At 30.8% G+C, this 23,854-nt stretch carries 27 protein-coding genes; 8 read left to right on the forward strand and 19 right to left on the reverse strand.

Annotated elements, in window-relative coordinates; genetic code table 11:
* The first annotated feature begins 34 nt into the window (after positions 1-34).
* The 5 genes from EQM13_RS10500 to EQM13_RS10510 all read left to right on the forward strand — a co-directional run bounded on the left by EQM13_RS10500 (position 35) and on the right by EQM13_RS10510 (position 3,069).
* The gene (locus EQM13_RS10500; RefSeq protein WP_114218888.1) at positions 35-253 is read left to right on the forward strand and encodes a DUF2922 domain-containing protein; all 219 of its coding nucleotides are present in this window, start codon (positions 35-37) and stop codon (positions 251-253) included.
* Positions 254-421: 168 nt separating this feature from the next.
* Complete coding sequence (locus tag EQM13_RS10505) at positions 422-964, forward strand: sigma-70 family RNA polymerase sigma factor (RefSeq protein WP_161567223.1); 543 nt, start codon at positions 422-424, stop codon at positions 962-964.
* A gap of 197 nt (positions 965-1,161) precedes the next feature.
* Positions 1,162-1,281, forward strand: coding sequence for a DUF1659 domain-containing protein (locus EQM13_RS19115; RefSeq protein WP_454665260.1), 120 nt, complete (start codon positions 1,162-1,164; stop codon positions 1,279-1,281).
* A 42-nt stretch (positions 1,282-1,323) separates the two neighbouring features.
* Complete coding sequence (locus tag EQM13_RS18250; RefSeq protein ID WP_161567224.1) at positions 1,324-1,470, forward strand: hypothetical protein; 147 nt, start codon at positions 1,324-1,326, stop codon at positions 1,468-1,470.
* A 171-nt stretch (positions 1,471-1,641) separates the two neighbouring features.
* A complete protein-coding gene (locus EQM13_RS10510; RefSeq protein ID WP_206172679.1) occupies positions 1,642-3,069 on the forward strand; it encodes an ISLre2 family transposase in 1,428 nt (475 codons plus the stop codon).
* 363 nt (positions 3,070-3,432) lie between these two features.
* Here EQM13_RS10510 and EQM13_RS10515 read toward each other — a convergent pair whose 3' ends face one another.
* The 3 genes from EQM13_RS10515 to EQM13_RS18855 form a co-directional block, all read right to left on the reverse strand.
* Complete coding sequence (locus tag EQM13_RS10515) at positions 3,433-5,310, reverse strand: UvrD-helicase domain-containing protein (protein ID WP_128752626.1); 1,878 nt, start codon at positions 5,308-5,310, stop codon at positions 3,433-3,435.
* A gap of 6 nt (positions 5,311-5,316) precedes the next feature.
* Positions 5,317-7,227, reverse strand: coding sequence for an ATP-dependent nuclease (locus EQM13_RS10520; protein WP_128752627.1), 1,911 nt, complete (start codon positions 7,225-7,227; stop codon positions 5,317-5,319).
* A 63-nt stretch (positions 7,228-7,290) separates the two neighbouring features.
* Entirely contained in the window at positions 7,291-7,425 is a 135-nt protein-coding gene (locus EQM13_RS18855) for a hypothetical protein (RefSeq protein WP_255417516.1), read from the reverse strand.
* Positions 7,426-7,558: 133 nt separating this feature from the next.
* Here EQM13_RS18855 and EQM13_RS10525 point away from each other — a divergent pair, with 133 nt between their 5' ends.
* The 3 genes from EQM13_RS10525 (at position 7,559) to EQM13_RS10535 (ending at position 8,762) form a co-directional block, all read left to right on the forward strand.
* Positions 7,559-7,780: a DUF1659 domain-containing protein gene (locus EQM13_RS10525; protein ID WP_128752628.1), complete on the forward strand. Its 222-nt coding sequence runs from the start codon at positions 7,559-7,561 to the stop codon at positions 7,778-7,780.
* A 39-nt stretch (positions 7,781-7,819) separates the two neighbouring features.
* On the forward strand, positions 7,820-8,038 hold the full coding sequence (locus EQM13_RS10530) for a DUF2922 domain-containing protein (RefSeq protein ID WP_128752629.1): 219 nt from the start codon (positions 7,820-7,822) through the stop codon (positions 8,036-8,038).
* A 160-nt stretch (positions 8,039-8,198) separates the two neighbouring features.
* On the forward strand, positions 8,199-8,762 hold the full coding sequence (locus EQM13_RS10535; RefSeq protein WP_128752630.1) for an RNA polymerase sigma factor: 564 nt from the start codon (positions 8,199-8,201) through the stop codon (positions 8,760-8,762).
* 148 nt (positions 8,763-8,910) lie between these two features.
* On the opposite strand, the gene EQM13_RS10540 is transcribed toward EQM13_RS10535, so the two are convergent.
* The 16 genes from EQM13_RS10540 to EQM13_RS10615 all read right to left on the reverse strand — a co-directional run bounded on the left by EQM13_RS10540 (position 8,911) and on the right by EQM13_RS10615 (position 23,849).
* Positions 8,911-9,618 carry a DDE-type integrase/transposase/recombinase gene (locus tag EQM13_RS10540; protein WP_206172680.1) on the reverse strand — a complete coding sequence of 236 codons (708 nt, stop codon included), beginning with the start codon at positions 9,616-9,618 and terminating at the stop codon, positions 8,911-8,913.
* A gap of 793 nt (positions 9,619-10,411) precedes the next feature.
* A complete protein-coding gene (locus tag EQM13_RS10545) occupies positions 10,412-10,927 on the reverse strand; it encodes a hypothetical protein (RefSeq protein ID WP_128752631.1) in 516 nt (171 codons plus the stop codon).
* Between the two features lie 116 nt (positions 10,928-11,043).
* Complete coding sequence (locus EQM13_RS10550; RefSeq protein ID WP_128752632.1) at positions 11,044-11,937, reverse strand: ComEC/Rec2 family competence protein; 894 nt, start codon at positions 11,935-11,937, stop codon at positions 11,044-11,046.
* A 297-nt stretch (positions 11,938-12,234) separates the two neighbouring features.
* Positions 12,235-12,597, reverse strand: coding sequence for a helix-turn-helix domain-containing protein (locus EQM13_RS10555; RefSeq protein ID WP_128752633.1), 363 nt, complete (start codon positions 12,595-12,597; stop codon positions 12,235-12,237).
* 112 nt (positions 12,598-12,709) lie between these two features.
* Positions 12,710-13,507 carry an ImmA/IrrE family metallo-endopeptidase gene (locus EQM13_RS10560; protein WP_128752634.1) on the reverse strand — a complete coding sequence of 266 codons (798 nt, stop codon included), beginning with the start codon at positions 13,505-13,507 and terminating at the stop codon, positions 12,710-12,712.
* Between the two features lie 170 nt (positions 13,508-13,677).
* Positions 13,678-14,442: an IS21-like element helper ATPase IstB gene (istB, locus tag EQM13_RS10565; protein WP_128752635.1), complete on the reverse strand. Its 765-nt coding sequence runs from the start codon at positions 14,440-14,442 to the stop codon at positions 13,678-13,680.
* 1 nt (position 14,443) lies between these two features.
* Positions 14,444-15,667, reverse strand: a complete 1,224-nt coding sequence (locus EQM13_RS10570) for a Mu transposase domain-containing protein (RefSeq protein WP_128752636.1) — start codon at positions 15,665-15,667, stop codon at positions 14,444-14,446.
* Positions 15,660-15,950 carry a helix-turn-helix domain-containing protein gene (locus tag EQM13_RS10575; protein ID WP_128752637.1) on the reverse strand — a complete coding sequence of 97 codons (291 nt, stop codon included), beginning with the start codon at positions 15,948-15,950 and terminating at the stop codon, positions 15,660-15,662. Before EQM13_RS10575 ends, EQM13_RS10570 begins: the two co-directional genes overlap by 8 nt.
* Before the next feature lie 391 nt (positions 15,951-16,341).
* Positions 16,342-17,556 (reverse strand): O-antigen ligase family protein, encoded by a 1,215-nt coding sequence (locus EQM13_RS10580; protein WP_161567225.1) that lies wholly within the window; start codon positions 17,554-17,556, stop codon positions 16,342-16,344.
* 58 nt (positions 17,557-17,614) lie between these two features.
* Positions 17,615-18,955, reverse strand: a complete 1,341-nt coding sequence (locus EQM13_RS10585) for a polysaccharide deacetylase family protein (protein ID WP_128752639.1) — start codon at positions 18,953-18,955, stop codon at positions 17,615-17,617.
* 15 nt (positions 18,956-18,970) lie between these two features.
* The gene (locus EQM13_RS10590; protein WP_128752640.1) at positions 18,971-19,648 is read right to left on the reverse strand and encodes a methicillin resistance protein; all 678 of its coding nucleotides are present in this window, start codon (positions 19,646-19,648) and stop codon (positions 18,971-18,973) included.
* 53 nt (positions 19,649-19,701) lie between these two features.
* The gene (locus EQM13_RS10595; protein WP_128752641.1) at positions 19,702-19,941 is read right to left on the reverse strand and encodes a hypothetical protein; all 240 of its coding nucleotides are present in this window, start codon (positions 19,939-19,941) and stop codon (positions 19,702-19,704) included.
* A gap of 90 nt (positions 19,942-20,031) precedes the next feature.
* Positions 20,032-21,126, reverse strand: coding sequence for a glycosyltransferase (locus tag EQM13_RS10600; RefSeq protein ID WP_128752642.1), 1,095 nt, complete (start codon positions 21,124-21,126; stop codon positions 20,032-20,034).
* Positions 21,127-21,163: 37 nt separating this feature from the next.
* A complete protein-coding gene (locus EQM13_RS10605; protein WP_128752643.1) occupies positions 21,164-22,195 on the reverse strand; it encodes a Gfo/Idh/MocA family protein in 1,032 nt (343 codons plus the stop codon).
* Positions 22,192-23,124 (reverse strand): UDP-3-O-(3-hydroxymyristoyl)glucosamine N-acyltransferase, encoded by a 933-nt coding sequence (locus EQM13_RS10610; RefSeq protein ID WP_128752644.1) that lies wholly within the window; start codon positions 23,122-23,124, stop codon positions 22,192-22,194. The genes EQM13_RS10605 and EQM13_RS10610 overlap by 4 nt, the downstream gene beginning before the upstream one ends.
* A complete protein-coding gene (locus EQM13_RS10615) occupies positions 23,121-23,849 on the reverse strand; it encodes a polysaccharide deacetylase family protein (protein ID WP_128752645.1) in 729 nt (242 codons plus the stop codon). The genes EQM13_RS10610 and EQM13_RS10615 overlap by 4 nt, the downstream gene beginning before the upstream one ends.
* Between the last annotated feature and the right edge of the window lie 5 nt (positions 23,850-23,854).

Below are 23,854 nucleotides of genomic sequence, written 5' to 3' on the forward strand. Positions count from 1 at the left end.
ATATATAAATTCAAGAAAGGAGGAGTAAATTCAAATGGCAGAATCAAAAATTCAGATGAATTTCAAAACGAGCGGAAACAAAAAAGTCAGCATATCCGTGGATAACCCGAAAGAAAACCTTACTTCCGAAGAAATCAAAAATGTGATGGACAGCATAGTCACAGCGAATATATTCGACTATAAAGGAGAAAGTCTGGCGGAAGTGGTTAACGCAAAGATAATAACTACGGAAACAGAAGAAATAACATTCTAAAAAAATAAAATAATTTCTACACCAGCGGTTGTGATAACTGCCGGTGTAGAAATATACTTAAAGGAAAAATATACCGTACGGAGCCTATTCCGGAACGGGTACCTATACCATTTAATATATAAATAAGGGAATATTCCTTACTCCTATTTTAAAATGGAGGATAGATATATGACAAAATCATTTAAAAGAAATCCTCACAAAAGAGAAGAACTTCTGAGAAAGCTAAAGCCCTTAATCATAAAAAGTATCAGAAAATATTACAATGACTTTTCTCAATATGAAGATCTGCTTCAACAAGGATATGAAGTAATCCTCAACGGAATAGACGAATTTGACGAAGAAAAAGATGTTAACTTTTTATGGTTTATAAAAATGAAACTTAAATTTTATTACCTTGATAAACATAAATACAAAAAAGAAAAACCTTCCTCATTAAATAAACCTATCGGAGAAGACGGGGATGAAATTTTGGATTTGATTCCCGACACAGACAAATCTCCTTTGGATAAAGTTTTGGAAAAAGAAAGAAAGACACATTTAAGAAAAGCGATGAGAGTATTAACCCAAAGACAAAGGAAAATAATCATCTATTATTATATAAAAAACAAAAGCATAAAAGAGATATCCCATATATTGAAGATATCCTACAGAACTGTGATTAACACCAAAACAACCGCATTGAAAAAACTGAGAAAGCAAATGGAAAATTAATATAAAGAAGTCGGAAAGATTTTATGCTCACACATAAAACCCTTCCGGCTGTATATACATATAAGCTAAAAAAGCATTAGTATATCAACTTACAAATAAATAAAACTTATGGACAATAAAGCATCCATTTTCGCACTCTGATATCATTTCACCATATCAAAATCTGGCAAACAAAACGTCCCTGTGCCTGCGGCAATATAAAGCCTGATACCGATAACGAAAAATTTTATCAGGTTGCCGGTTCTATATCTGGACTTCAGTCTCTTCCTTTGCTTAAAGTAAAAAGAATTGAAGAAATCGAATTAGAGAAAGAATAACAATTCAAATATAAAAAATAAAGAAAGGAGGAGCGAATTCAAATGGCAGAATCAAAAATTCAGATGAATTGCAAAACAAGCGGAAGCAAAAAACAAATAAAGTATCCCCATTTCTTCCCATATTCTCAAATATATTTCTCATTTTTCAATTCAATTAATTATCTTAATATTCCAACCAATGCCCTGTAATTTTTTCTGTGTCTTATCATCCACAAAATCAATTGGAATAGCTAAACAAAGGTTAGTGTAAAATTACAGTAGGGAAATAGAATATATTTCCATATATAGTTGAAAAGAAGATATCATCCTATTAAAATATAAGTTGAAACACCAATAAATTAAGAAAGGATGATATCTTCTATGTATAATAGTATACAACATTTTAATGAGTTTGGAGTAAAAAAAATTGAAAATGAGATAAAAAATTTCATGGAAGGGAATAAAAATATTGTTGGTTTAATACTTGCCTTACAAAAAATTTTATTTGAGCTTGGAAGAGATATTATAACAGAAGTATTGGAGAATATGGATGAATATCTACGTAACAGCGGAGTTAGAAAGAAAAAATGGGAAATAGTAAGAAAAGATAAAAATAGGATTTTAACAAGTTTTGGTATTGTAACATATGAAAGAACGTATTTTAAACCCAAAATGGGAGGAAAAAGGCATCATCTTGTTGATGATATGGTTGGAATAAAACCGCATGAAAAAATGAGTGAGGATGTAATAATAAATGCAGTCGATGAGGCAGCGGAAAGCAGCTATAGAAAAGCGGGAGAAAAAGCATCATATATGAATGAAATAAGTAAACAGGCCGTGATGGATAAAATACACAACCTTGATTTTACAACAACAGAAACTAAAAAATACAAGAAGAAGGATATAAAAACATTATATATAGAAGCGGATGAAGATCATGTGCATCTACAGCAAAAAGGAATTAACAAAAGCAAGTATAATATAGCAATGCCAAAGATCGTTTATGTACATGAAGGAATAGATGCAGAAAAAAGCAGTAAAAGCAGAAAGAGGTTAAAGAATGTAAAATATTTTGGAGGGATGTATGAAAATACGGAAAAATTATGGCTTGAAGCAGCAGATTATATAGACAAACAATACAACATGAATTATGTAGAGAAAATATATATATCGGGAGATGGAGCATCCTGGATACGCCAAGGAGTAAAGTGGATTGAAAAGAGTAAATTTGTGCTTGACGGATATCATCTGAAAAAGTGTATAATAACAGCAACCGCGCATCTAAATAATGAAATAATAAGACAGGAATTGAAAGATGCGGTTGACTGGCCGGACAGAGAAGAAGTAAAAAAAGTATTTAAAGAGATATTGAGCCTTACAGAAAATAAAACAAAGAAGGGAGCAGTAAAAAGAGCAGAACAATATATATTAAACAATTGGGACGGAATAGAGATAAGAGCAGAAGAAGGGATAGGAATAATAGGATGTAGTACGGAAGGACACGTAAGCCATATATTTTCAAGCCGTTTGAGCAGCAGACCAAAAGGATGGTCAAAAATAGGAGTCGGTAAAATGTCGAAGTTATTAATTTACAAAGGGAACGGAGGGAAAGTATATGATTTAGTAATGGCGCAAAAGATGAAAAGGGAAAAAGAAGAGAAAGAACAGATACAAGATGAATTAATAAAAGAAGCAAGAAGTATTGCGAACAGGTATAATGATACTTGGGACATTAGGCCGACAGCAATAGTGAGAGGAGAAAAGACAGGATTATATAACGAAATAAGAGCAATAATGGGTAGAATTTAAGTAAAGTAAAATAAGAGGTAAGAATAGTTGTAGCAAAAAATAAAAGTTATATAATAGAGTTATAAAGTTAGCATATTAGTTAGAAAACCATAGAGATAAAAGATTTGGCGTAGCGGGCCATTGATATGGAGTAGCCTGCATGGTAACCTGTAAAGGAGGGTGGTACGTTTATCTATGGGTTACCCCCTTTATGTACACAAACCATGCAGGCAGAGGCTCCATGTCAATAGCAAATCGGCAACGAAGTAATAAAAAATTTTATACCAAAAGAAATAAAAGGAGAACTTATTTTACAAACATAGGGAATAATTGTATAAAACAATTTATTTTTTAAAATATGGATGATATCTATATATTTTTTCCCTACAGTAACTTGACTCTATCTAAACAAAGCAATGCCCTAGCCCGGGTCATAGCTACATACTGACATCTTAACCGTTTTTGATTTTTTCCCACGGATTTAGGCGGTGTTGCACATAAAAACTTTAGTATAGCTTTCATATTATGTGTTTTCAAAAATGTTTCAAGAACAAGTGTAGCCAAATGAGTCCTTCCTTTTACAGAATGTATACTTCCAAATTCAATATCTACAATGCGTTGTGTTTCTTTATCAGTATAAATATAATGATTCGGGAGTACCTTCCCTATTTTCCCACCATCTTGAACCTCGTTATTCTCCTCATCTATCCATTTTATAAATTCTTCAATATCTTGAGATATTGTAATATCAAATAATTTCAGCATCTGTTTCATAACACCCAACATTGAATTCCATTTTGACTTAGAGATAGCATCACTTGTACCAGACAGTTCATAAACCATTTTTCTAAAATCTGTCTGACAATCATCAGGCAGAACTTTTAATAATGAAGCAAAAATATTGCCAGAAACTGGTACATAATTACATTTTTTCGCCTTGTTTATCAACCTTCTTAAACCTTTAGAAATCCATTCGACCTGCAAAGACCTTTCACCACTTCTTTGAAATTCAATTATTCCATATCTAAAATATTGAATCAAAAATTTATGTACCATGCTCTTACTAGCTTTTTCTGGTTCATATAATTCCCAATAATCATATATTCCTTTTGGAAATTGTTTCTCCGGAGTATCTTCTTTTTTACAATGAACCATGCCAACAACATGGCACCCTTCTTTTTGATACTCACTTATTTCCTTATCGGAAAAAGTATTTAAAATAAGTTGTCCAAATTCATCTATTACCTGTGGTGCTTTATCTTTTTGAAATAAAAATATTGTATGAGCAATCTTCCCTTCAGAAAAAACATTTTCTGTTCCATCCATTCGTTCTTTTGATAATGCTACCGTATTTGCCAATTTAGCAATTCGTGAATCAAACCTCATGCTTTCGTTTAAAACTAATGCTCCTTCTCTGGGAAAATGAGATGACTCATCATCGACATATAAATTATTATATATTGCTTGGTTGCTATCACCATATCCTTGTCTAATGCTACATATTCCATCTTTATTAAATGCTTTCTCTAATAAATCCCATTGAAAAGAATCTGTATCTTGAGCTTCATCAATAAAAAGAATGGGAAAGCGCTGCTGTATAGATGATGAAATTCCATCCAATTCTTCCAATGCTTGTTTTGCATACAAAAGCATTTCATCAAATGTAAAATATCCTTCTTTCTGGGTTTTTTCTATCACATCTAAAATTTTTGCCTTGGTCTCACCACCTTTATCCAAATCAATCTCTCCTATACACCCTTTATATGAACAAATACTTTCATTCTTACGTTGTCTTTTTAAATAATAACGAGTTTCATAGGAAAGCCTCATCCATCTTAGAAAATTCACATATTCTGTATTAATTAAGTCTATATTTAGTCCTTTTGAACGAATCCATGGCAGTGCAACATATGTGTCAAAAAAAGAGTGCAATGTTCCTATAAAATGAGGATATGATAATAATTTTCTACCAATCTCATTATTGCCTAATCTTTCCTCTATTTCTTCTCGGGCAACATTCGTGTGGGATAGAACACATATACCCAAATTATCATATGGCCACTTTTTTGCAAGTATAGCTAATTTTGCAACTAAAATTGTTGTTTTCCCACTACCTGGAAAGGCCTGTATATCTACAGAATACATATTTTTTATAATATTTACTCTTGTTGAATCAAAATGAACCTCATGTCCCAAAGTCTCCTCCACCCATTGGATATCTTCATCAGTAATTTCAATTTCCTTTAATCGATCAATTTCCACAATCTATCACCTCTTAGTTACATACTTTATCGCTTTCACAAGATACTGAGGTATTTTATCTTTTAACTCATCTGCTTTCCCCATGTATTTTCTTTCCAAATCATATGCTAACTGCTGTGCAAAATCAGCTTTTGAAGCCTTTTTTGATGTAAAAAAGCTGTAAAAGTGAGAGGCTTTTTCTTCTATTGTTTTACACGAATTCATTAACTCTATAAATTTTCTTTTATTTTCGTCCCTGTTAGATTTAACATAACTTACTTTCATTAACGCATCTATTAGTATATCTTTCATATCCTCATATTCTAATCCAATGTATGCCAAATCATATTCTAATGTCCAATGTCCCGCAATAAAAGTTCGTACTTTCTGCCCATCTGTTTTTTCTTTGATCTTTTTCAAATGCTCTTTAGCCTTTTCAAGAGTATAATCTGATTCTGCACGCCAAACCCTTTTTGATTTATTAGGCCATGTATTTTTATTCTCTGTATATTGTTCATTAATACATATCCTTGGAGCACAATCGGGCATTACATCTCTATCTGTAATACATGCCACATTTATGTCCAATTCTTTTTGTGACTCTTTGCGCTGGAATATTCTTGCATATCTCCTTAATCCTTTACTTCTGACATCCACTAATGATACTCCATAATCAGTAAAGCTACAATCTAATAATTTTGCTAATGTAGGCAGTAACAACATTTCTCCAGGACCTTCAACTATGACGACACTTCGAGCAAAGAATAAATTTGCTTTTGTTGCATCCAGATATTTTTCTAGAAAAACGTAATCATCACTCTCAAGCATTGTATAATCTTCCGCTAAAGAATATACATCTCCCGACTTTACAATCACAATATTATTTAATTTTACAGCAGAAGCTAATAAAGGTGAATGCGTTGTAATTATTATTTGTCTATTACTTTTCTCTGCTTCATTTTCTAAAGATTGTATCAATTTCAATTGCCTCTGAGCATGAATATGTGCTTCTGGTTCTTCAATCAGCAAAAAACAGGACTTATTATCTTTCTCTGCTTTTTTATGTAAAAGAAGTTCACATGCCATACTCAAGACATTGCTTGTTCCAAGTCCTACTTTTCCTTGCATGGAACATGCATCTTTATCTACTGCAAGATCTAATTTCTCTAATAAAGCTATTTCTTTTTGTAAATTATTAGAATTTGTATCTGTCACTTCTAACCTCGTTTTTATTGTATCTCTTTTTAACAACATTTGCTCACTAAGGATTGTTGTAATTTCCTTATTTATTGAATTCAATGCAGGATGATCGGCCAATAATTCATTTGATAAATTAGCAATGCCTACAAGCGAAAGGCTATGTAAGTCCTTTCCCTCCTCATATTTATCCTCTCCTTTATCAACCACAGAAGTATTTCTCATAATTTGGGACAGTCTTGAGTGCTTGCCTGATTGCATATCACTGTATGCATCCCTCAATGCTCTTAAATATGTCGTTCTCAGCAATTCCCTTGCCTCTGCCGATGGTGCTGCTCCAATACCTTTTTTTCCTGTAGAAATATTCGATATTGGTCGTAGTGGCTTAAAAGTTGTTAAATATTTGCATTTCCAATATAGATATAAGCAAGGTGTCTTTTTCTCTACATCCTCATAAGTAAGACACTCCAAAAAAGCTCCCATCTCACCTTCCGTTAAATCTTCAAATTTACATACAATTTCAATTTCGCGTGCAGTATCTTCGTTATAAAAATCGTCTGTTTCAATTCTGTGCCAGTTCAAATCTGTTGTACCAAAAACAATTTTTATTGCATCCATGATTGCCGATTTTCCAGAATCATTTTCTCCTACAAGAACGGTTAGACCTTTTTTGAAGGTAATTCTATGTTCGTTTTCGTCAAAACAGCGAAAATTTCTAATCGTTAATGATGATAAATACATATTAATCCCCTCCCATATTGCTCAAATTCAAAACAAACAACTTTATATTTTCATATTCAGATTTTATATTACTTGAAAATACATCAGTACATCTTTAATTGTTTCTACCCTTTCAGGAGTTGTATGCTTTTGCTCACACCTTAATTCTCCTACTATATTTGGGAAATCATACATTGGAAATTCCAAATTATCCAACATTTTATTATACTAATTCTACAATATTTTGGATATTCCTCCTTATTTTTTATAAATATTATGAATTCTTTTAAAATTTTACAATAGTAAAATCCTCTTTTATTTTCTATATAAGAAGTAGAAGGGGGTGAAAAAAATGAGTTTAAAAGAATATAAGTACGAATCCAAGATGAAACTCGAATTTGACGGCGGAATGGACGGAGACAAACAAATAACAAAGTTCAAGACTTACGGCAATATAAAACCGGATACTGATAACGAAAAATTTTATCAGGTTGCCGGCTCTATATCGGCTCTTCAATCTCTTCCCCTGCTTAAAGTGAAAAGAATCGAAGAAATTGAATTAGAGGAAGAATAATTCAAATATATAAAATCAGGAAAGGAGGAATGAATTCAAATGGCGGAATCAAAAATTCAGATGAATTTCAAAACGAGCGGAAATAAAAAAATCAGCATATCCGTGGATAACCCGAAAGAAAACCTTACTTCCGAAGAAATCAAAAATGTGATGGACAGCATAGTCACAGCGAATATATTCGACTATAAAGGAGAAAGTTTAGCGGAAGTGGTTAACGCAAAGATAATAACTACGGAAACAGAAGAAATAACATTCTAAAAAAATAAAATAAATTCTACGCCGGCGGTTGTGATAACTGCCGGTGTAGAAATATACTTAAAGGAAAAATATACCGTCCGGAGCCTATGCCGGAACGGATGCCAATACCGATTAATATATAATAATGTAAAGCCTACCAAAATTTATTTAGGAGTCTAAAATGGCCTTAACCAAAAATTCATACAAAGAAATTAAAAATGGCAATGTACACAAAAAAGAAGAACTTCTAAGAAAACTAAAACCTTTAATTATAAAAAGCATCAGAAAATATTACAATGACTTTTCTCAATATGAAGATCTGCTTCAACAAGGATATGAAGTAATCCTCAACGGAATAGACGAATTTGACGAAGAAAAAGATGTTAACTTTTTATGGTTTATAAAAATGAAACTTAAATTTTATTACCTTGATAAACATAAATACAAAAAAGAAAAACCTTCCTCATTAAATAAACCTATCGGAGAAGACGGGGATGAAATTTTGGATTTGATTTCCGACACAGACAAATCTCCTTTGGATAAAGTTTTGGAAAAAGAAAGAAAGACACATTTAAGAAAAGCGATGAGAGTATTAACCCAAAGGCAAAGAAAAATAATCATCTATTATTATATAAAAAACAAAAGCATAAAAGAGATATCCCGTATATTGAAAATATCCTACAGAACCGTGATTAACACCAAAACAACAGCATTGAAAAAACTGAGAAAACAAATGGAAAATTAATATAAATAAGCCGGGAAGATTTTATGCTCACACATAAAACCCTTTCGGCTGTATATACATATAAGCTAAAAAAGCATTAGTATATCAACTTACAAATAAATAAAACTTATGGACAATAAAGCATCCATTTTCGCACTCTGATATCATTTCACCATATCAAGATCCGGCAAACAAAACGTCCCCTTGCCTCTATAAGCTCTGTCCTCGTATTCTTGATAACACCTGTTTTAAGATTATCCGGAACAAGAATACGGGTTACACCGCCAAAGAATGAGTACGCATGCATATGAGCCTCTATCCAGTGATTGGATTTCATATCCGGGAAAGCTTCAGCATATCCGTACAGACTGCATGGAAGTACGGCAACAAATAAATATGCCGATATGTCACTGGTATTGGCAATATCATAAACCTTAATGGTATCACCTGCCCAGTCCACTTCCATTGTTTCTCCGGGCTTACGCTTGACTCTGAGTGTTGCTTTCTTTGATGCGGCATAAGCATGGTACTTGTCATTGAACTGCGTGTGCTGATACGGAATCGTATCTTCTGTCTCACATTTGGCACAGTATTCTGCCCACAAAAGAGAAAGTGTTACACCCGGCTTGGCAAGCTCGTTGTAGACATACTCATAGTCAGGGAGCCGTCTTCCTTCATTGTTACCTCTGTCCGGATAAAACAGATGCTCAATGTCACTGTTTGTCAGTGCGTCAGGAATAGGCCATCCCAGAGAATGCGTTTCTGCAAGCTTAATCACTTCAGAAACCGTGTTGCGAGAGCAACTTAAACTATTGGCAATGGCAACATTGCTAAACTCCAGACTTTTTAGTCTGATGATTTCTCGATAATCAGTCATGGTTATCGACCTCCTGTAATGAATTTACACATTTTATGTGCATAAATTCATTATAGAGGACTGCACTCCACAGCGGAAACACCTGCTCTGAAATATCGGATTTAGGTGCTCTGAATTTCCGGAAAGAGTGCACTTTCTAAACGGAATATTCATTCTATTCAGCCTGATTTTTTATTCTTGTTTTTCATAGGCTACTTTACACTATCAAATTAAATATTTTAAATTTTATGAAAATAACTAACCTACTTTAATTAAAAGTCAGTGAATTAATCTGCCATTATATCTCTATTTGTTCCTTTTAAAATAGAAATTGTGCCATTCCAATCATTCCAAATAAATTTCCAACAAATTATTCTAAAATTCACTATAAATATTCTACAATATTCCAAACATTCCTCTTTATTTTTTATAAATATTACTTAAAATCTTACTTTATCTTCTGCACAAAAAATAATAGGATAGTTATATTCCCTCATCTGCCTTTGCCAGTGCTCTATCTTTAATATTTAATTCCTTTTCAATATCTTTAACATTACCTTTTTATTCCTTCAGAGCAGATTTAAGTTCTCGAAAATCTTCAGCAATATCTTGATTGGCTTTAATACATTGGTTCTCCCTCCTCTGAGTACATACCTTCCATATCTAAAGTATTTAGATAATTCTGCTTCCATAAGAATTAAGGTTTCAAATTTATATTATATGACAACTATCCTAACACATAGAGAGCGTCCTGAGCCAGTGGAAAAGTCACTATTTTAAAAAATCATTCTGGTATCTCTCTGTGTTATGTGAATTACATACAATTATTCTTTTCCTCATTTTCAATAGTAACTTTAATTCTTCTATTTATATAGTTTATTTGTTTATTATAAGATAACGCAAATAATATAATTAAGGCCATACATAGAAATAAGTTCTGCCATCTTTTTATAAACAAACAATCCCTGATCAAAGCATTCCATATAATAAAAATTCCATAAACAATAAATAAAGAAAGAAAAGTACGATAAGTATTGTTAGTTTCAGACAATATATCAACTTTCGGATCTTTATAACTTGCTAATACAAAATTATCATAAGGCATAAATGTAATAATTTTAAGTTTCTTACATATTGGTTCAACTACAACTGAACCGAATCGACTTACTACAATTCCAATAAAATAATAAACAAACAAATTTTCAACCAAGCTATTCCCTAACAATAAAGAATATTTGATTCTTTTTCTAATAAGAAAACATAGTATTACCCCAGGTAATAAATTATTTAGTAGGTTATAAGAACTAATCTTATCTAAAAATCTTTCCAAAGCCTATATTCCTCCCATTACGTTAATATAAGTTTTTATACCTGAACTTTACAATATTTTACTATTATATAATCCCATATCGTATATAAGCCGATACTCTAATCAAAAATGTATCATTATGCTTTTGGTGTAAATGAACCAATATAGTGCTTGATATCTGTATCACTTTTTTCATCATCACTCAAAAATGATACATTATAGTTAAAATTTGACACATAAACATCCACTTTATCATTACCACAATCAAAGGTAATATCTCCTGCTAAATTCTGAGTTATGGTATTATACCCACTATAATAGTTTAAATTCTCCGAGGGAGCTTCTCCTACCACAATTATTTGAGGATTGAGCTGTTTTAATACATCAGATGACACTTTCCCAGATTCACGCCCATGATGGGGAGCAAATAATATATCAATCTCATCCCATTCTATTTTTTCTTTTATTTTCTCAAGGAAAACATGTTCTATATCTCCCATCCACATTATTTTTACTCCATCTTCGACTGAATACGTAAATATGGGTGAAATGTTGTTGTATGATGTTCCCTCCTTGGCTTTGACCAACTCATCTTTATAATCATCATCTGAAGTAATAGGCCATAAAAAATTAATTCCAGCACCTCCGCGTTCTTCATCTTCTTCATTCAACCACCTTCTTCGACATCCTTTTTCAACATAATAGGCTTTACTCGAATCACGTAACTCACAATATTGTTTAAAGCTATCTGTTTCATCTTCTTTTGTTGCCTCATTTTCCACACAGTAAAAATTTGTAATATCAACTTCAGTATAAAATTCATTAATTCCTTTTATATGATCTTCGTCAGGATGAGTCGAAATAAACCTTGAGATACCTTTAGAATTAGATAAATTTTTAATTTCATTAAATATAGCATTACGGTTATCATCATCAGAATAGCAACAATCTATAGTTGTAAAGCTATCAACGTTATGTTTAATGCAAAACATATCACCTTCACCCACAGAAAATGATTTAACAATGCTCATATTTACCTCTCCTCTCTAATGATTTTCGTTAAGTTTTTAATATTCACGTATACATGTATGCCTACAGCTTTGTCCATAATTTCCCTATTTTTCTTTCTTTGTTTATAAAAAAATTTTTAATAACACTTTCGATTAAACTTTTCGACCATACTTTATATATAACAAAAACCTTAAAATACTGAATTTCACTGAATCCTTGTTGTTATCTTATATGCTTGTTAGCACTATTGTTAACACCATGGCCTTTAAATAACATTATGGGATAAACCATAATGTTATTTCATTAATATTCTCGCTTTATTCTTTATCTAATTTCTCAATAAACTTTTTCCAATCATCATCTGTTGCCCCCTGTTTACTGGCTTTTCTTAGAGCAGCTCTAACTACTGGCTTTTTCATAATATACTCTGGCAAATCCGGAGATACTTCATTCCTATCTTTTCCTGCCAGATCAAACATCTTATCCCGCTCTTCTTCTGTTAAATTTAATATTGATGAAATTTTTCCCAGTATACCGACATCCGGTGGATTTCTTCTACTTTTCTCTATATCACTCAAATAAGCAGGTGAAATACCTATCATTTCCGCCATTTTTCTCAGTGTAATCCTTGCCGTCTTTCGTTTTTCAGTAATATATTCTCCAAATCTTATATCATCCATTATTTACACCTTCTTACTCTAATAAACTATGTTTACTTGTTAGCTTACATTATTAATGATACTCCAATTAAAATGATTTGTCAATAAATAATTATTTTATCCCGAATTATTTTTAATCAATAAAACTTTGTTTCCCTATGCCTTTCTCTTTTACAAATTCTAAGTTTTTAAGTCTAATTTTTGCTGCTGTTATGGAAACATTAAATATATCGGCCAATTCAGAAACTACAGTATTTATCCATAAATCTAAATTTTTATCATTATTGTATTCATAGTAACCTTTTGTTATACCCTTTTCTATAAACTTCTTTTTGACCACTCTGCTAAATGTAGCTTTAGGCATTAATAAAGTTGATGCTAGATAATCCGCCTGCCATTCGACCCAGTCGTCATCACTAACCAATTTTCTCACTATATTTGCGGATCTTTCAATATTATCTTTTCTGCATTTAGTGACAGGGACTAATTTTTGAGGTGATTCATCAAGAAAAGTCATTTGATTTGAATCAAAACCGTATTTAAACTTATGTAATAGCCAATGACTTGCTTCATGTCCCAATGTAAATCTTTTCCTTCCTATTTGATTACTATTTAAAAAACTGTTATCTATAAAAATTGTTCCTTCTCTTACCGGAATATCTTTAACATCATTATTTTCAGGATCATATATTGTTACATAACAGTCATTAAAAACCGTCATTCCTAGTATTGACTGATTATTTGATAAATCTTTATAATCCATATATAAGTCCAAATAAATCTCAACAAAATCTTCAATATCTAAACTGTTTGGCTTACTTAAAATTTTATTATCATAATCTTTAAGAATTCTCTCTGCAATATTTTCTATTTCCATTCTGCTTAAAATAGGTACCCCATTCTCTCTTTTCTTAAAATTTAACTTTATCATGAAGTCCTCCTAATTATTTAATTTCATCTACAGACTGCTTCAAATTCACAAATATAACTTTATTATATGTATTTGTCAACCGAAAATTAGGTCAAAAGACCATTTAATTTTAGGTCACTTTCTTGTAAATAAATGTGCCTCTAAAATTTGTGTACAAAGGCACAAATACTTTAAGCTGTTAAAGATTTAATAGATGCACCATTTTCTCTTAATGTTTCTCTTAGCCGATAAGAATCACCCTCCATGTCGACAAGAATTGCCTTGTAAGTAAGTCTATCTATCATCGCACTTGTAACTGTCGGATCACCGAAAACCTCAATCCAACGCTCAAATGAAAGGTTAGAAGTAATTATTGTTGATTTCCTTGCTGCCCTTAAAGAAAGATTGTTAAACAGCAAATCTGTCCCTTCCCGGTCAAACGAGGTGTACCCAAGTTCATTTGCCACTACAAGGTCATATTTTTCAAATCTATTCTCAAAATATCTCAAGGTCTTAGCGCTATTGCTTTCCTTCAATGTAGTAACCAGTAGTGGAATTGTCGTGAACAGAACCTTATAACCTGCCATGCAAGCCTTTAATGCTAAAGCAATACTAACCATAGTTTTTCCGGTTCCCGGGTTACCGGTCATTATGATATTTTTGCCTTTTTCGATAAAATCAAGTGTTGCTAACTCAGGAAGTCTTTTCTGCATATCTACTGGGAGACAGTCAATTTCAATATCTTCAATATATTGCCTGTAAGGCAAATGTGCATTTCGAATACGACATTCAATGGAACGCTTATCCTTTTCTTCCATCTCATAAGTTAAAAGCTTATGAAGAAAATCCTCATAATCAGCCGCTTCAGATATTACTTCTTCATAGTGAGTTTTAATTCCTTTAAGTTTCAATATATTACAGTATTCTTTAATCTCTTCATTTAATTTAACCTTCATACTATACAGCCTCCTTGTTAAGCTTTCTTGATTGGAGTGCTGCAAGTTTATCATAAATCGATAATGTGCTCCTTGATTTTTCAGTTAGATGATCATTTAATGGAACAGTAACGCAAATTTCTTTTTCCTTTCTACTTTCACAAATCACCTTAACCTTATCAGCACTCATATCCATTGGTGACAGTTTTTCAAGTTCCCTTAAAGCTTCTGTCACAGCATGGATTCCTTTTTCATAAATAATTTCTAAAACTTGTAGAAATGTCTTGGCATCTTTGGTATAATACTGTTCATAGATATATTTGATCTGGGTGTCCGTTTGGAGCAGTGCTGTGCTTCCTTTGAGGGCACCTGGTTTTTTATGTAGAGTTCTAAGATAATGATGAATCTCAATTTTCCAGTCATGCAGTTTAAAACTGCGGTCATGTTTAGCTACAATGCTGTTATCGTAGTAGATAATTATCTTATCTGTAAACATCTTCACTTTTACCATTTTACCAACTAATGTATCCGGTACAGAATAATGATTTTGACTTACCGTTACGGTCGAATATTTGTCAACACGGTTTTCTGAATAAATACTGCTTTCAAACTTAGGTAAGTTAGGAAACAAGTGTTTTTGCTCTTCTTTAAAGATTTCCATCGGCACCAATCCGTTAGATGTTTCTTTATTATTAAGCTTCATACATTCTTCAAAAAGAAACTTGTTTGCTTCTGCAAGAGTGTCGAATTTGTCATTACCCGGCTCACTGAATACTTTTCTTCTAACATATTCTACACTTCTCTCAACGTGGCCCTTTTCATTGCCTTTTGCAATATTCGTGAACCTAAAGTTGAATCCATAGTATATTGATAATTCTGTCAATGCTTTTGTTGGCTCTTTTTCGAACAATCCAACAAATTTCTTAACTGCAACCCTCATATTATCATAGACCATTGTTCTAAAATTACCTTTGCAAAATGAGAAAAATTCTGCATGTGATTGTTGAAATGCTGGAGTATCTTGAGATTTAAAAAGCATTGAATATCTGATTCCGCTTTTAGCAGGAGTAAAAACTGCCATTTGATAAGCTTTATATCCTTCTCCCCCTATATCTAATTTTGCCGTACCCCAGTCAAATTCACATACATCTCCAAGAACATATTCTTGTCTTATGAAAGCTTCACGATGCCTATCCTCGATTGTTTTAACTAATCTTTTAACTACCGTTAGCACGCTTTCATTCATTAACCTTTAAGCATTCTTCAATTACTTCAATCATCTCAGATGTTACCTTGTTTGGCCCTCTGTTTTCAGAATTGTATTTTGGTTTTTCAACAATTGCTTGAATTAATTCTTTTGTATCTGTTTCAGGATTTTTTGCTAAAAGTTCTTGCTTTTGATTTTCATACTCATTTACATATTTATTTACAGTATCCTTGCTCATGTGAAGCTCACTGGCAATGCTTCGATTGCTCATACCGTCAATATGTTTAAATATGATTTTTTGTTTTTGATTCAATTTTATCACTTCCTTCTCTTCCTCCTCCCAGTTTATACTGAAAGGATACCATATTTTCTTAAGAAAGTGACTTAATTTTCAATGAGCCAGCTGACCTATTTTTAGATTAGCATAAACAACCGTTATAAACACCAAAACAACCGCATTGAAAAAACTGAGAAAGCAAATGGAAAATTAATATAAATAAGCCGGAAAGATTTTATATCAAAATAAAACCTTTCCGGCTGTATATACATATAAGCTAAAAAAGCATTAGTATATCAACTTACAAATAAATAAAACTTATGGACAATAAAGCATCCATTTTCGCACTCTCATATCATTTCACCATATCAAAATCCGGCAAACAAAACGTCCCTGTGCCTTCTGTGCCTTCCTGTGCCTTCTAATTGATAATACCCTATCTACCTTTATAGCCAATCTTCTTCTTTCCCTTTAATTCCTTTAAAAATCTAACCGCTAATCCCAAATATATCCAAAGCTGGAAATCAATTAAATATGAACCACTTACCATTAAAGGAACAAAACCTATGCAAAACCAAATCAACATTAAATTAGATTCCTCTATATCCTTTGAGAATAATGATTTAGTACTTATAATTCCAATAATAATCAATATAATCGTTCCAAATACTACTCCGAATCCAGAAACTATTTCCAAAATGATGTTATGAGAATAGCTCCCACCTGTATACAATCTATCCCCACCTAACCCAATACCTAAAATAGGATTAGATTCAATTTGGTACAGTACCTCATCATAAATAACATCTCTTCCGCTAAGATTTATCTCATTTTTTAAAAATAAGTTAATACTCCTGCTATATATGCCAAATTTATTTAATATTCTATTCATAAATATAAAAATTTCTTTTAAATATATCAAAATAAATATAATTAATACAAAAATAACTATATTAATTAAAAATTTTTTAGCATTAATTCCTCTGCTATTAATTAATAAATATAATATTACATATACTCCAACGCACATTATAGCACCTCTTGAGCCTAAAGCAAGCATTACGAATAAAGAAACTATGGAAAATATAATTGACTTGATCGAAAATTTTTCAAAGAATTTATCCATAAATATAAGAGTTGGAAGAAGCATATAATATGATAATGACATACTATATGAGCCTAAAGATATTTTTTTTATAAAAACCAAAAATCCAATTATTAATCCTATAATAAAAACTATTAATCCACATTTTTCCATAATGTCCCTTAATATTCTCCTATCATTTATGCTAAAACTATATAAAAAACAAGGCAAACATATGAAAAAAAATTTAAATAAAACATCATTCAAATACACAATATTTTGCTGAAAAAAAAGATAATTAAAAGAAAAGATAGCTAAAAAAACACAATACATTAATATAAACAAAGTACCCTGCTTTTTAAATACAGTCGGAAACACTCTGAGAAAAAATAATCCAACAATAGCTTTAGAAATTAATTGTATATTTTCTCCCATCTTTGTACTTTCAATATTGAAAAAATATAGTATAAAATATTGCCCCATTAATATTACAAAAGAAGACATAACAGCTGTACTTATTTTTTTATCTTCATTAACTTTAAGTTCTGATTCTTTTACTATTAACATTTTATTCATCCTTTTTAACATCTAAATTCTACTATTATATTAATCTTTTAATCATAGCTTAATATCCTAAATCATGACAATAAACCTCATCGAACCATTCCTCCCAACCCCTATATATAGAAGTATTATGCCAAAGTAGAGTGAATGTCCCTTCAACTTTTCTGCATCTATTCTTTAATTTTAAAATAGAGTCCGAACCCTCTTTAATCCTCAATTTTCTATATGTTTTAAGCGTTCCATCCATAGCTATAAGGGGTATCTCTATAATATTCAATTCTCTATCTTCCTCCATATTAAAAGGTTTAAAGGGATGGCATGTACCGCATCTAAATCCTTCATGCTCAGCATAACAAACAGTAGAATCATATCCTAATCCTGCTTTCTCCCAATACTTCCACGTTGTATTTATATTAAATCTTAGATAATGCTGCCTTCCTCCATAACTTGTATATCCTAATACTTTATCAAGTTTTTTCTTTTCTTCTATAAACTTTTCATAATCTTGAAATGTATAATACCCTGCATGAAAACCTATTTCAAAACCTTCATTTTGTAAAAAAGAAATACACTCTTTAACATAATCTTCTATGACATATCCACTATCATAGGAGCTTTTATTTGATGTTTTAAAATAAAACGCACTATCCATACTATACCTTTTAGATATATCAGCTAATTTATATATTCCTAAAAAATACGGATCTTTGATCGGATGCTTTAAAGATTTTCCCCACTCTTTTAATGATCTATTAAATAAACCAATACTTTTACTTTTTATCAAATCCCCACCTAAAGTTCTAATGGCTGTTTTAGCAGTTTTAAATCTCCTGATGTCGTCTATATCATGACTTAATTTAATATGAAATTCATTTTCTCCCAAATTTACATTTGGAAATAATTTTTTTAAATATTTTCTTAATAACATAGCATATTCATCTACTATTGGTATATCTATAAAATTGTATTTATAAGCAATGCTGTTAACAAATTTAAATCTACCATGAATATCCCTTTCATAATTCAATCTTTCTTCCCATCTGGAGAGCATAAAAAAACTTGATGAAACAATATCCCCATTAAAAATAACTTCATCGCTGTTTATTCCAACAAAAGGCAGTTCTTTATTCGCCCAAAACAAAACGGGAATTTTATACATATTATCTGCATCATCTGTCCAATGTATTTCTTTACATTTTCCACTGACTAAGTCATACCAATCATTATCATTTACTAAATTAAAGACAACTCTTTTACTGTTTTCTTTAATGCTAACAGCAACCTCTTTTTTATTTTCATTAATACTAATACTATATTTTAAATTATCTTTTGGATTAGCAATTTTAAATAATTGATTTACAGTATATTCTATTGAATTTTTGGTCATTATTCTATCATCCAAAATATCACCTTGCCTCTATTGTTTTCTTAAACTTTTGTATATGTTAATAGGAATTTTGTATTTAAAAACCTTAGATATTGTAAAATATGGTTTCTGAACCGCACCAAAATTATTATTATAATTTGCAATTTTCTCTATCATACTTCCCTCAAAATCAAACTTCTTAGTAAAATTCGATACATGATTTATTGAATCTAAAACAAGTAATAATTTTGCATTATTATTTCTATACTTTGGATTGGAGCCTGACATTAATAAATATGCACTATTGAAATCCCAAACTACATATATTGAAGTATTAATATTATTTTCTTTATCAAACGCAAACAATATCTCCCTGCATTTTTCTTTTTTACATGCATTATCCAGATTAATTAAAAATTTGCTTGAATATGGTATCTCAACTTTCTGTCTATCAAAAGTCATTTTATTAATAGAATAAAATTGTTCTATATTATCACTTCTGACTACGGTAAAATTACCTTTTTGTTTTTTTATATGATTTCTAGCACTCTTACTAAAATTATTATAAACCATATCCAAATCACTAATATCTTCAATTACATAAGTATATCTTGTTGTCTGCTCAAATTTTCTCCAATAAAATGGTAACCAATTTGTTATAGAATAATGAAAATTCTGCTGATAATAAACTATACCCAATTGTTCTATTTGATCTATTATATCATTCATAACCTCTTTTTCATAAGATAATCTTTTTTCATACTTTTGATTTTGGGGATATCTTATATAATACCATTATTTTGAGTAAGTTTAGGTTGAGTGATATATTTTAACCCATGTTTTTTCTTTATATATATGGGCATAGAAGCTACTATTTCTCCACCCTTTTCAACTATTAAAACATTCCAATCATTTTCACCACAAACTGCATCCATCCACCAATCTTTTGAAAATATAGGTATAGACTTATCTTCTTTACATAATTGTCTGTATTTATCTTTTGGGGTCATTTCTAAATTCACCTCATTTTATGCCTCTTAAAAAATTAAGTATCGTACTACAAAATTATATCATTAAAATACAAAATTATCTATTTCAATAACTTTCAGTATTTACCCATATATCTTATCTAAATTTTTAACTACATCATTCCAGCTATAATCATATTGTATTTTCTCTAAATTCCTTATTTTTTCATTAATTACATTTCTATTATTATTTAAATATTCTATTAAATCTCTTATTTCATTAATGTTGCTTCCATCTACTGTAAATCCAATCCCATATTTATTTACAAAGTTATTTAAAACAGTTCCTTTACCAACTATTACGGGAGTCTTAGTAACTATAGCTTCGTATAATTTAACCGGGTAAGATGTAGTGTACTGCATCGAAGTAGTTGGATATAACACATATAACAAATCAGCCTCACTATAAAATTTAGCACTTTCAGTGAATTCATACCTTCCCGTAACAACCACGTTATTGTAATCATCCTTTATCTTATTTAATTGTTTATATGCCACTCCTGCTCCGTGAATAGCTATCTTTACATTACTCATTTCTTTACAAGCATCCATCAAGTTTTTTAATTCATTGTACTGTCTTACTGCTCCTATATACGAAACTCTAAGATTATCAGATTTAATTTTTTTACATACAGCATAATTTTGTATATCCGGATAATTAGGTATACATATAAATTTTCTTTTGTTCTTATTAGATGCAAAGTTTTTCTGCGTCTCATTAACATAAATTATAAAATCAGATTTGTTTTGAAAAAAGTTTACCATAAACCTTACTATATATCTTATTTTTTGGTTTCTACCATTAATCTCATAATTCTCATGCATATCAAATATAAATTTTGTATAATTATTTTTAATGAAATATCCCGCAATTACTCCATCTAAATCATGGCAATGCAAATATTGATATTCCTTATTTTTTAAATATTCTTTACATTCATTAATAAATCTTACAAAAGGCCTTAACTGCTTAAAGCCAGTACCATATTCAGAATATGGAAAAAACCTTTTGATTTTAATTCCATCTATTACACTTTCTTTAATTTTAGAATATTCACTTTCTCTATCCCAGCATAGTATCTCAACATCTAAACCATTATCTACTAAATATTTAGCTTCTTTATAAACCCTAACATCAGGGTCAAACCTATTTGTAAGTATCATCTTAACTTTTTTCATTTATAAATATCCTCACTCTATTTAAAACATTAAACTTTTATTCTCCGTAAGCCCTAAGTATTATCTCCAAAGCTTTTCTTCCTTCTTCTCCATTTATCAGAGGTACCCTATTTTCATTTACCGCATCTATAAAATTTTTATAAAGAGGAGTATGCCCTCTCCCATACACGCTGTCTATTTCCGTATTTTCATCCTCTTTATCGTAATCCCTTTCATCTGCAAACTGCCATGTTTTTATCTTATTGACAGCCAAACCTCCTATAACTACTGTTCCCTTTTCTCCGAATATACTCAGTGTTTCCTCTAAATTCTTAGGATAAACGCAGGCACTGCCTTCTACTATACCTATGGAGCCATTTTTAAATCTGATGAGTATCGCCCCGAAGTCTTCCATTTCAATATTCCTTAAAAATGTTCCTCTTTCGCAGTGAACCCTTTCTACTTCCGAACCCATCATCCACTGGAGAAGGTCTATATTATGTATGCACTGGTTCATCAATGTGCCACCGTCTAATGCTTTTGTCCCTCTCCAGGGTGCCTGTTTATAATAATCGTCATTTCTGTTCCAAAGGATTCTTGCCGTCCCGTTTATTATTCTGCCGAATCTTCCTTCTTCCACTGCCCTTCTCAGCTTTTGTATGGGAGAATTAAACCTGTTTTGGTGGCATATACCTAACTTCAAATTTTTCTCTCTAGATAATTTTATCATTTTATCTGCATCATTTAAAGATAATGCCATAGGTTTTTCTACCAAAACATGCTTTCCGGCATTCAAACAGTATAAAGCATGAACGGCATGATGGCCGCTTTCCGTACAAATCGAAACTACATCTATATCTTCTCTTTTGAGCATTTCCTTATAATCAGTGTATTTATTAATTTTTTTATCTAAATTAATACCTCTCTGTTTCATAAAATCATAATATTCTTCGACATCCTTGTCCATCTTTTCAGGTACAATATCACACACAGACACGAGATCCGCTTCTGTAAAATTATTTGCTAAAGCCTCAATATGTTTGTGTGATATTCTTCCGCATCCGATAATTGCAAAACTAAGTTTTTTCATAAATTCTCACCTGCTTTCTTGTTTCTAATTACTCTTGCTGGTACACCTGCTACAACTTTATTTTTCTCAACATCTTTTATAACAACTGCTCCCATTCCAACCAAACTATTTTCTCCCACTTTTATCTGATTCTTAATTATAGCTCCCGGTGCAATATACGAATTCTTCTCCAATGATGAACTTCCTGCAAGTATAGACAAACTAATGACAATACTATTATCTTTAACAACAACATTGTGAGCTATTTGACATAAATTATGTATTTTAACATTATTCCCTATATAAGTATCGTCAAGTGTACCTCTGTCAATACACGTATTAGCACCTATCTCTACATTTTCTCCAATTATCACTCCTCCATAATGAGGAACTTTTGTATTCATTCCCTCATCATCTCGAAAATACCCAAAGCCGTCACTGCCAATAACTACTCCAGAATATAATACAGTGTTTCGCCCTATTTCAACTTTTCCTTCAATTGATACATTATTTCTAATTACTACATTATCTCCTATTTTAACATCCCTGCCTATATAACAGTGATGACCAATATATACATTTTCCCCTATTGATTTAGTTTCTACCACCGAATCATTTGATATAAAAGATTTACATTCCTGTTGTTTGAAAAATTTATTTAATATTGAAAAAAATATTTCTTTCGGATTATCACATATAATAAACCCCGCATCTTTAAAATAAATACTATTTATATTTATATCAGATTTCACAACCAACAAAACATCTTCTAAACCAACAAAAAATTTTTCATCATAATAAGATTGATTTTTTATCCAAGTAATACTATTATCTTTTAAATTTTTTAAAGATGAATATCCATTTATTGAAATATCGTTCTTACCGAAATATTTATATTCAAAATTCATTTTCTTCAAATAGCTTAAAATAGTATTCAAGCTTATATTCATACGATATCACCTTCATTAATAACGTCATTTAAATCTCTGATATTGTCCTTCAGATTATAATACCTCTCTACTTTTGCTCTATCAATAAATTTAGTCAATTTTTCACCCATTGTTTCTTCCTTTTCAGAATACCAAAATGGATGAGTAAGAATATGAAGTTTATTATAAAGTTCACTTTTTATTATTCCTATAACATCTTCTCTCCAATGCATACGGGAATCCGACAAATATTTAAAATCAGAAAAATATTTCTTTGAATATGAATTTATTATCCCGTCAAATTGAACATCATTTTCCAATATCCACTTAGACGGCCTGTGCATTGAAACTACCTGTATTTTTTTCCCAACAGCACATTCTAATACACTAATTTCCTTCTTAATATAATACTCCAAGTCTTTAACATTATTTATCGGATAACTTTTTTCATCAAAATGCAGCCCTATTTGATGGCCTAAACTTATTATATCTTTTATAATATCATTAGATTTTTTTGAAAAAATATTATAAAAGTCGGTAGATAGAAGTACAAAAAATGTAGACGAAATATTATTTTTATGTTCCAATCGTGCTATATCAAGAGCTTTATCCAAAGAAGTATCTATATCATGCCTGAATATTACAGATTTATTATATCTATCACAATCTAAGTAGCTACAAAAATGGTAATTTTTCTCTTTTAATAAATCAATCAACTTTATATATTCACCATAAGTAAAATTCATTCTTA

Origin of the sequence: Acidilutibacter cellobiosedens, assembly GCF_004103715.1 — a bacterium.
Classification (GTDB): Bacteria; Bacillota; Clostridia; order Tissierellales; family Acidilutibacteraceae; genus Acidilutibacter; species Acidilutibacter cellobiosedens.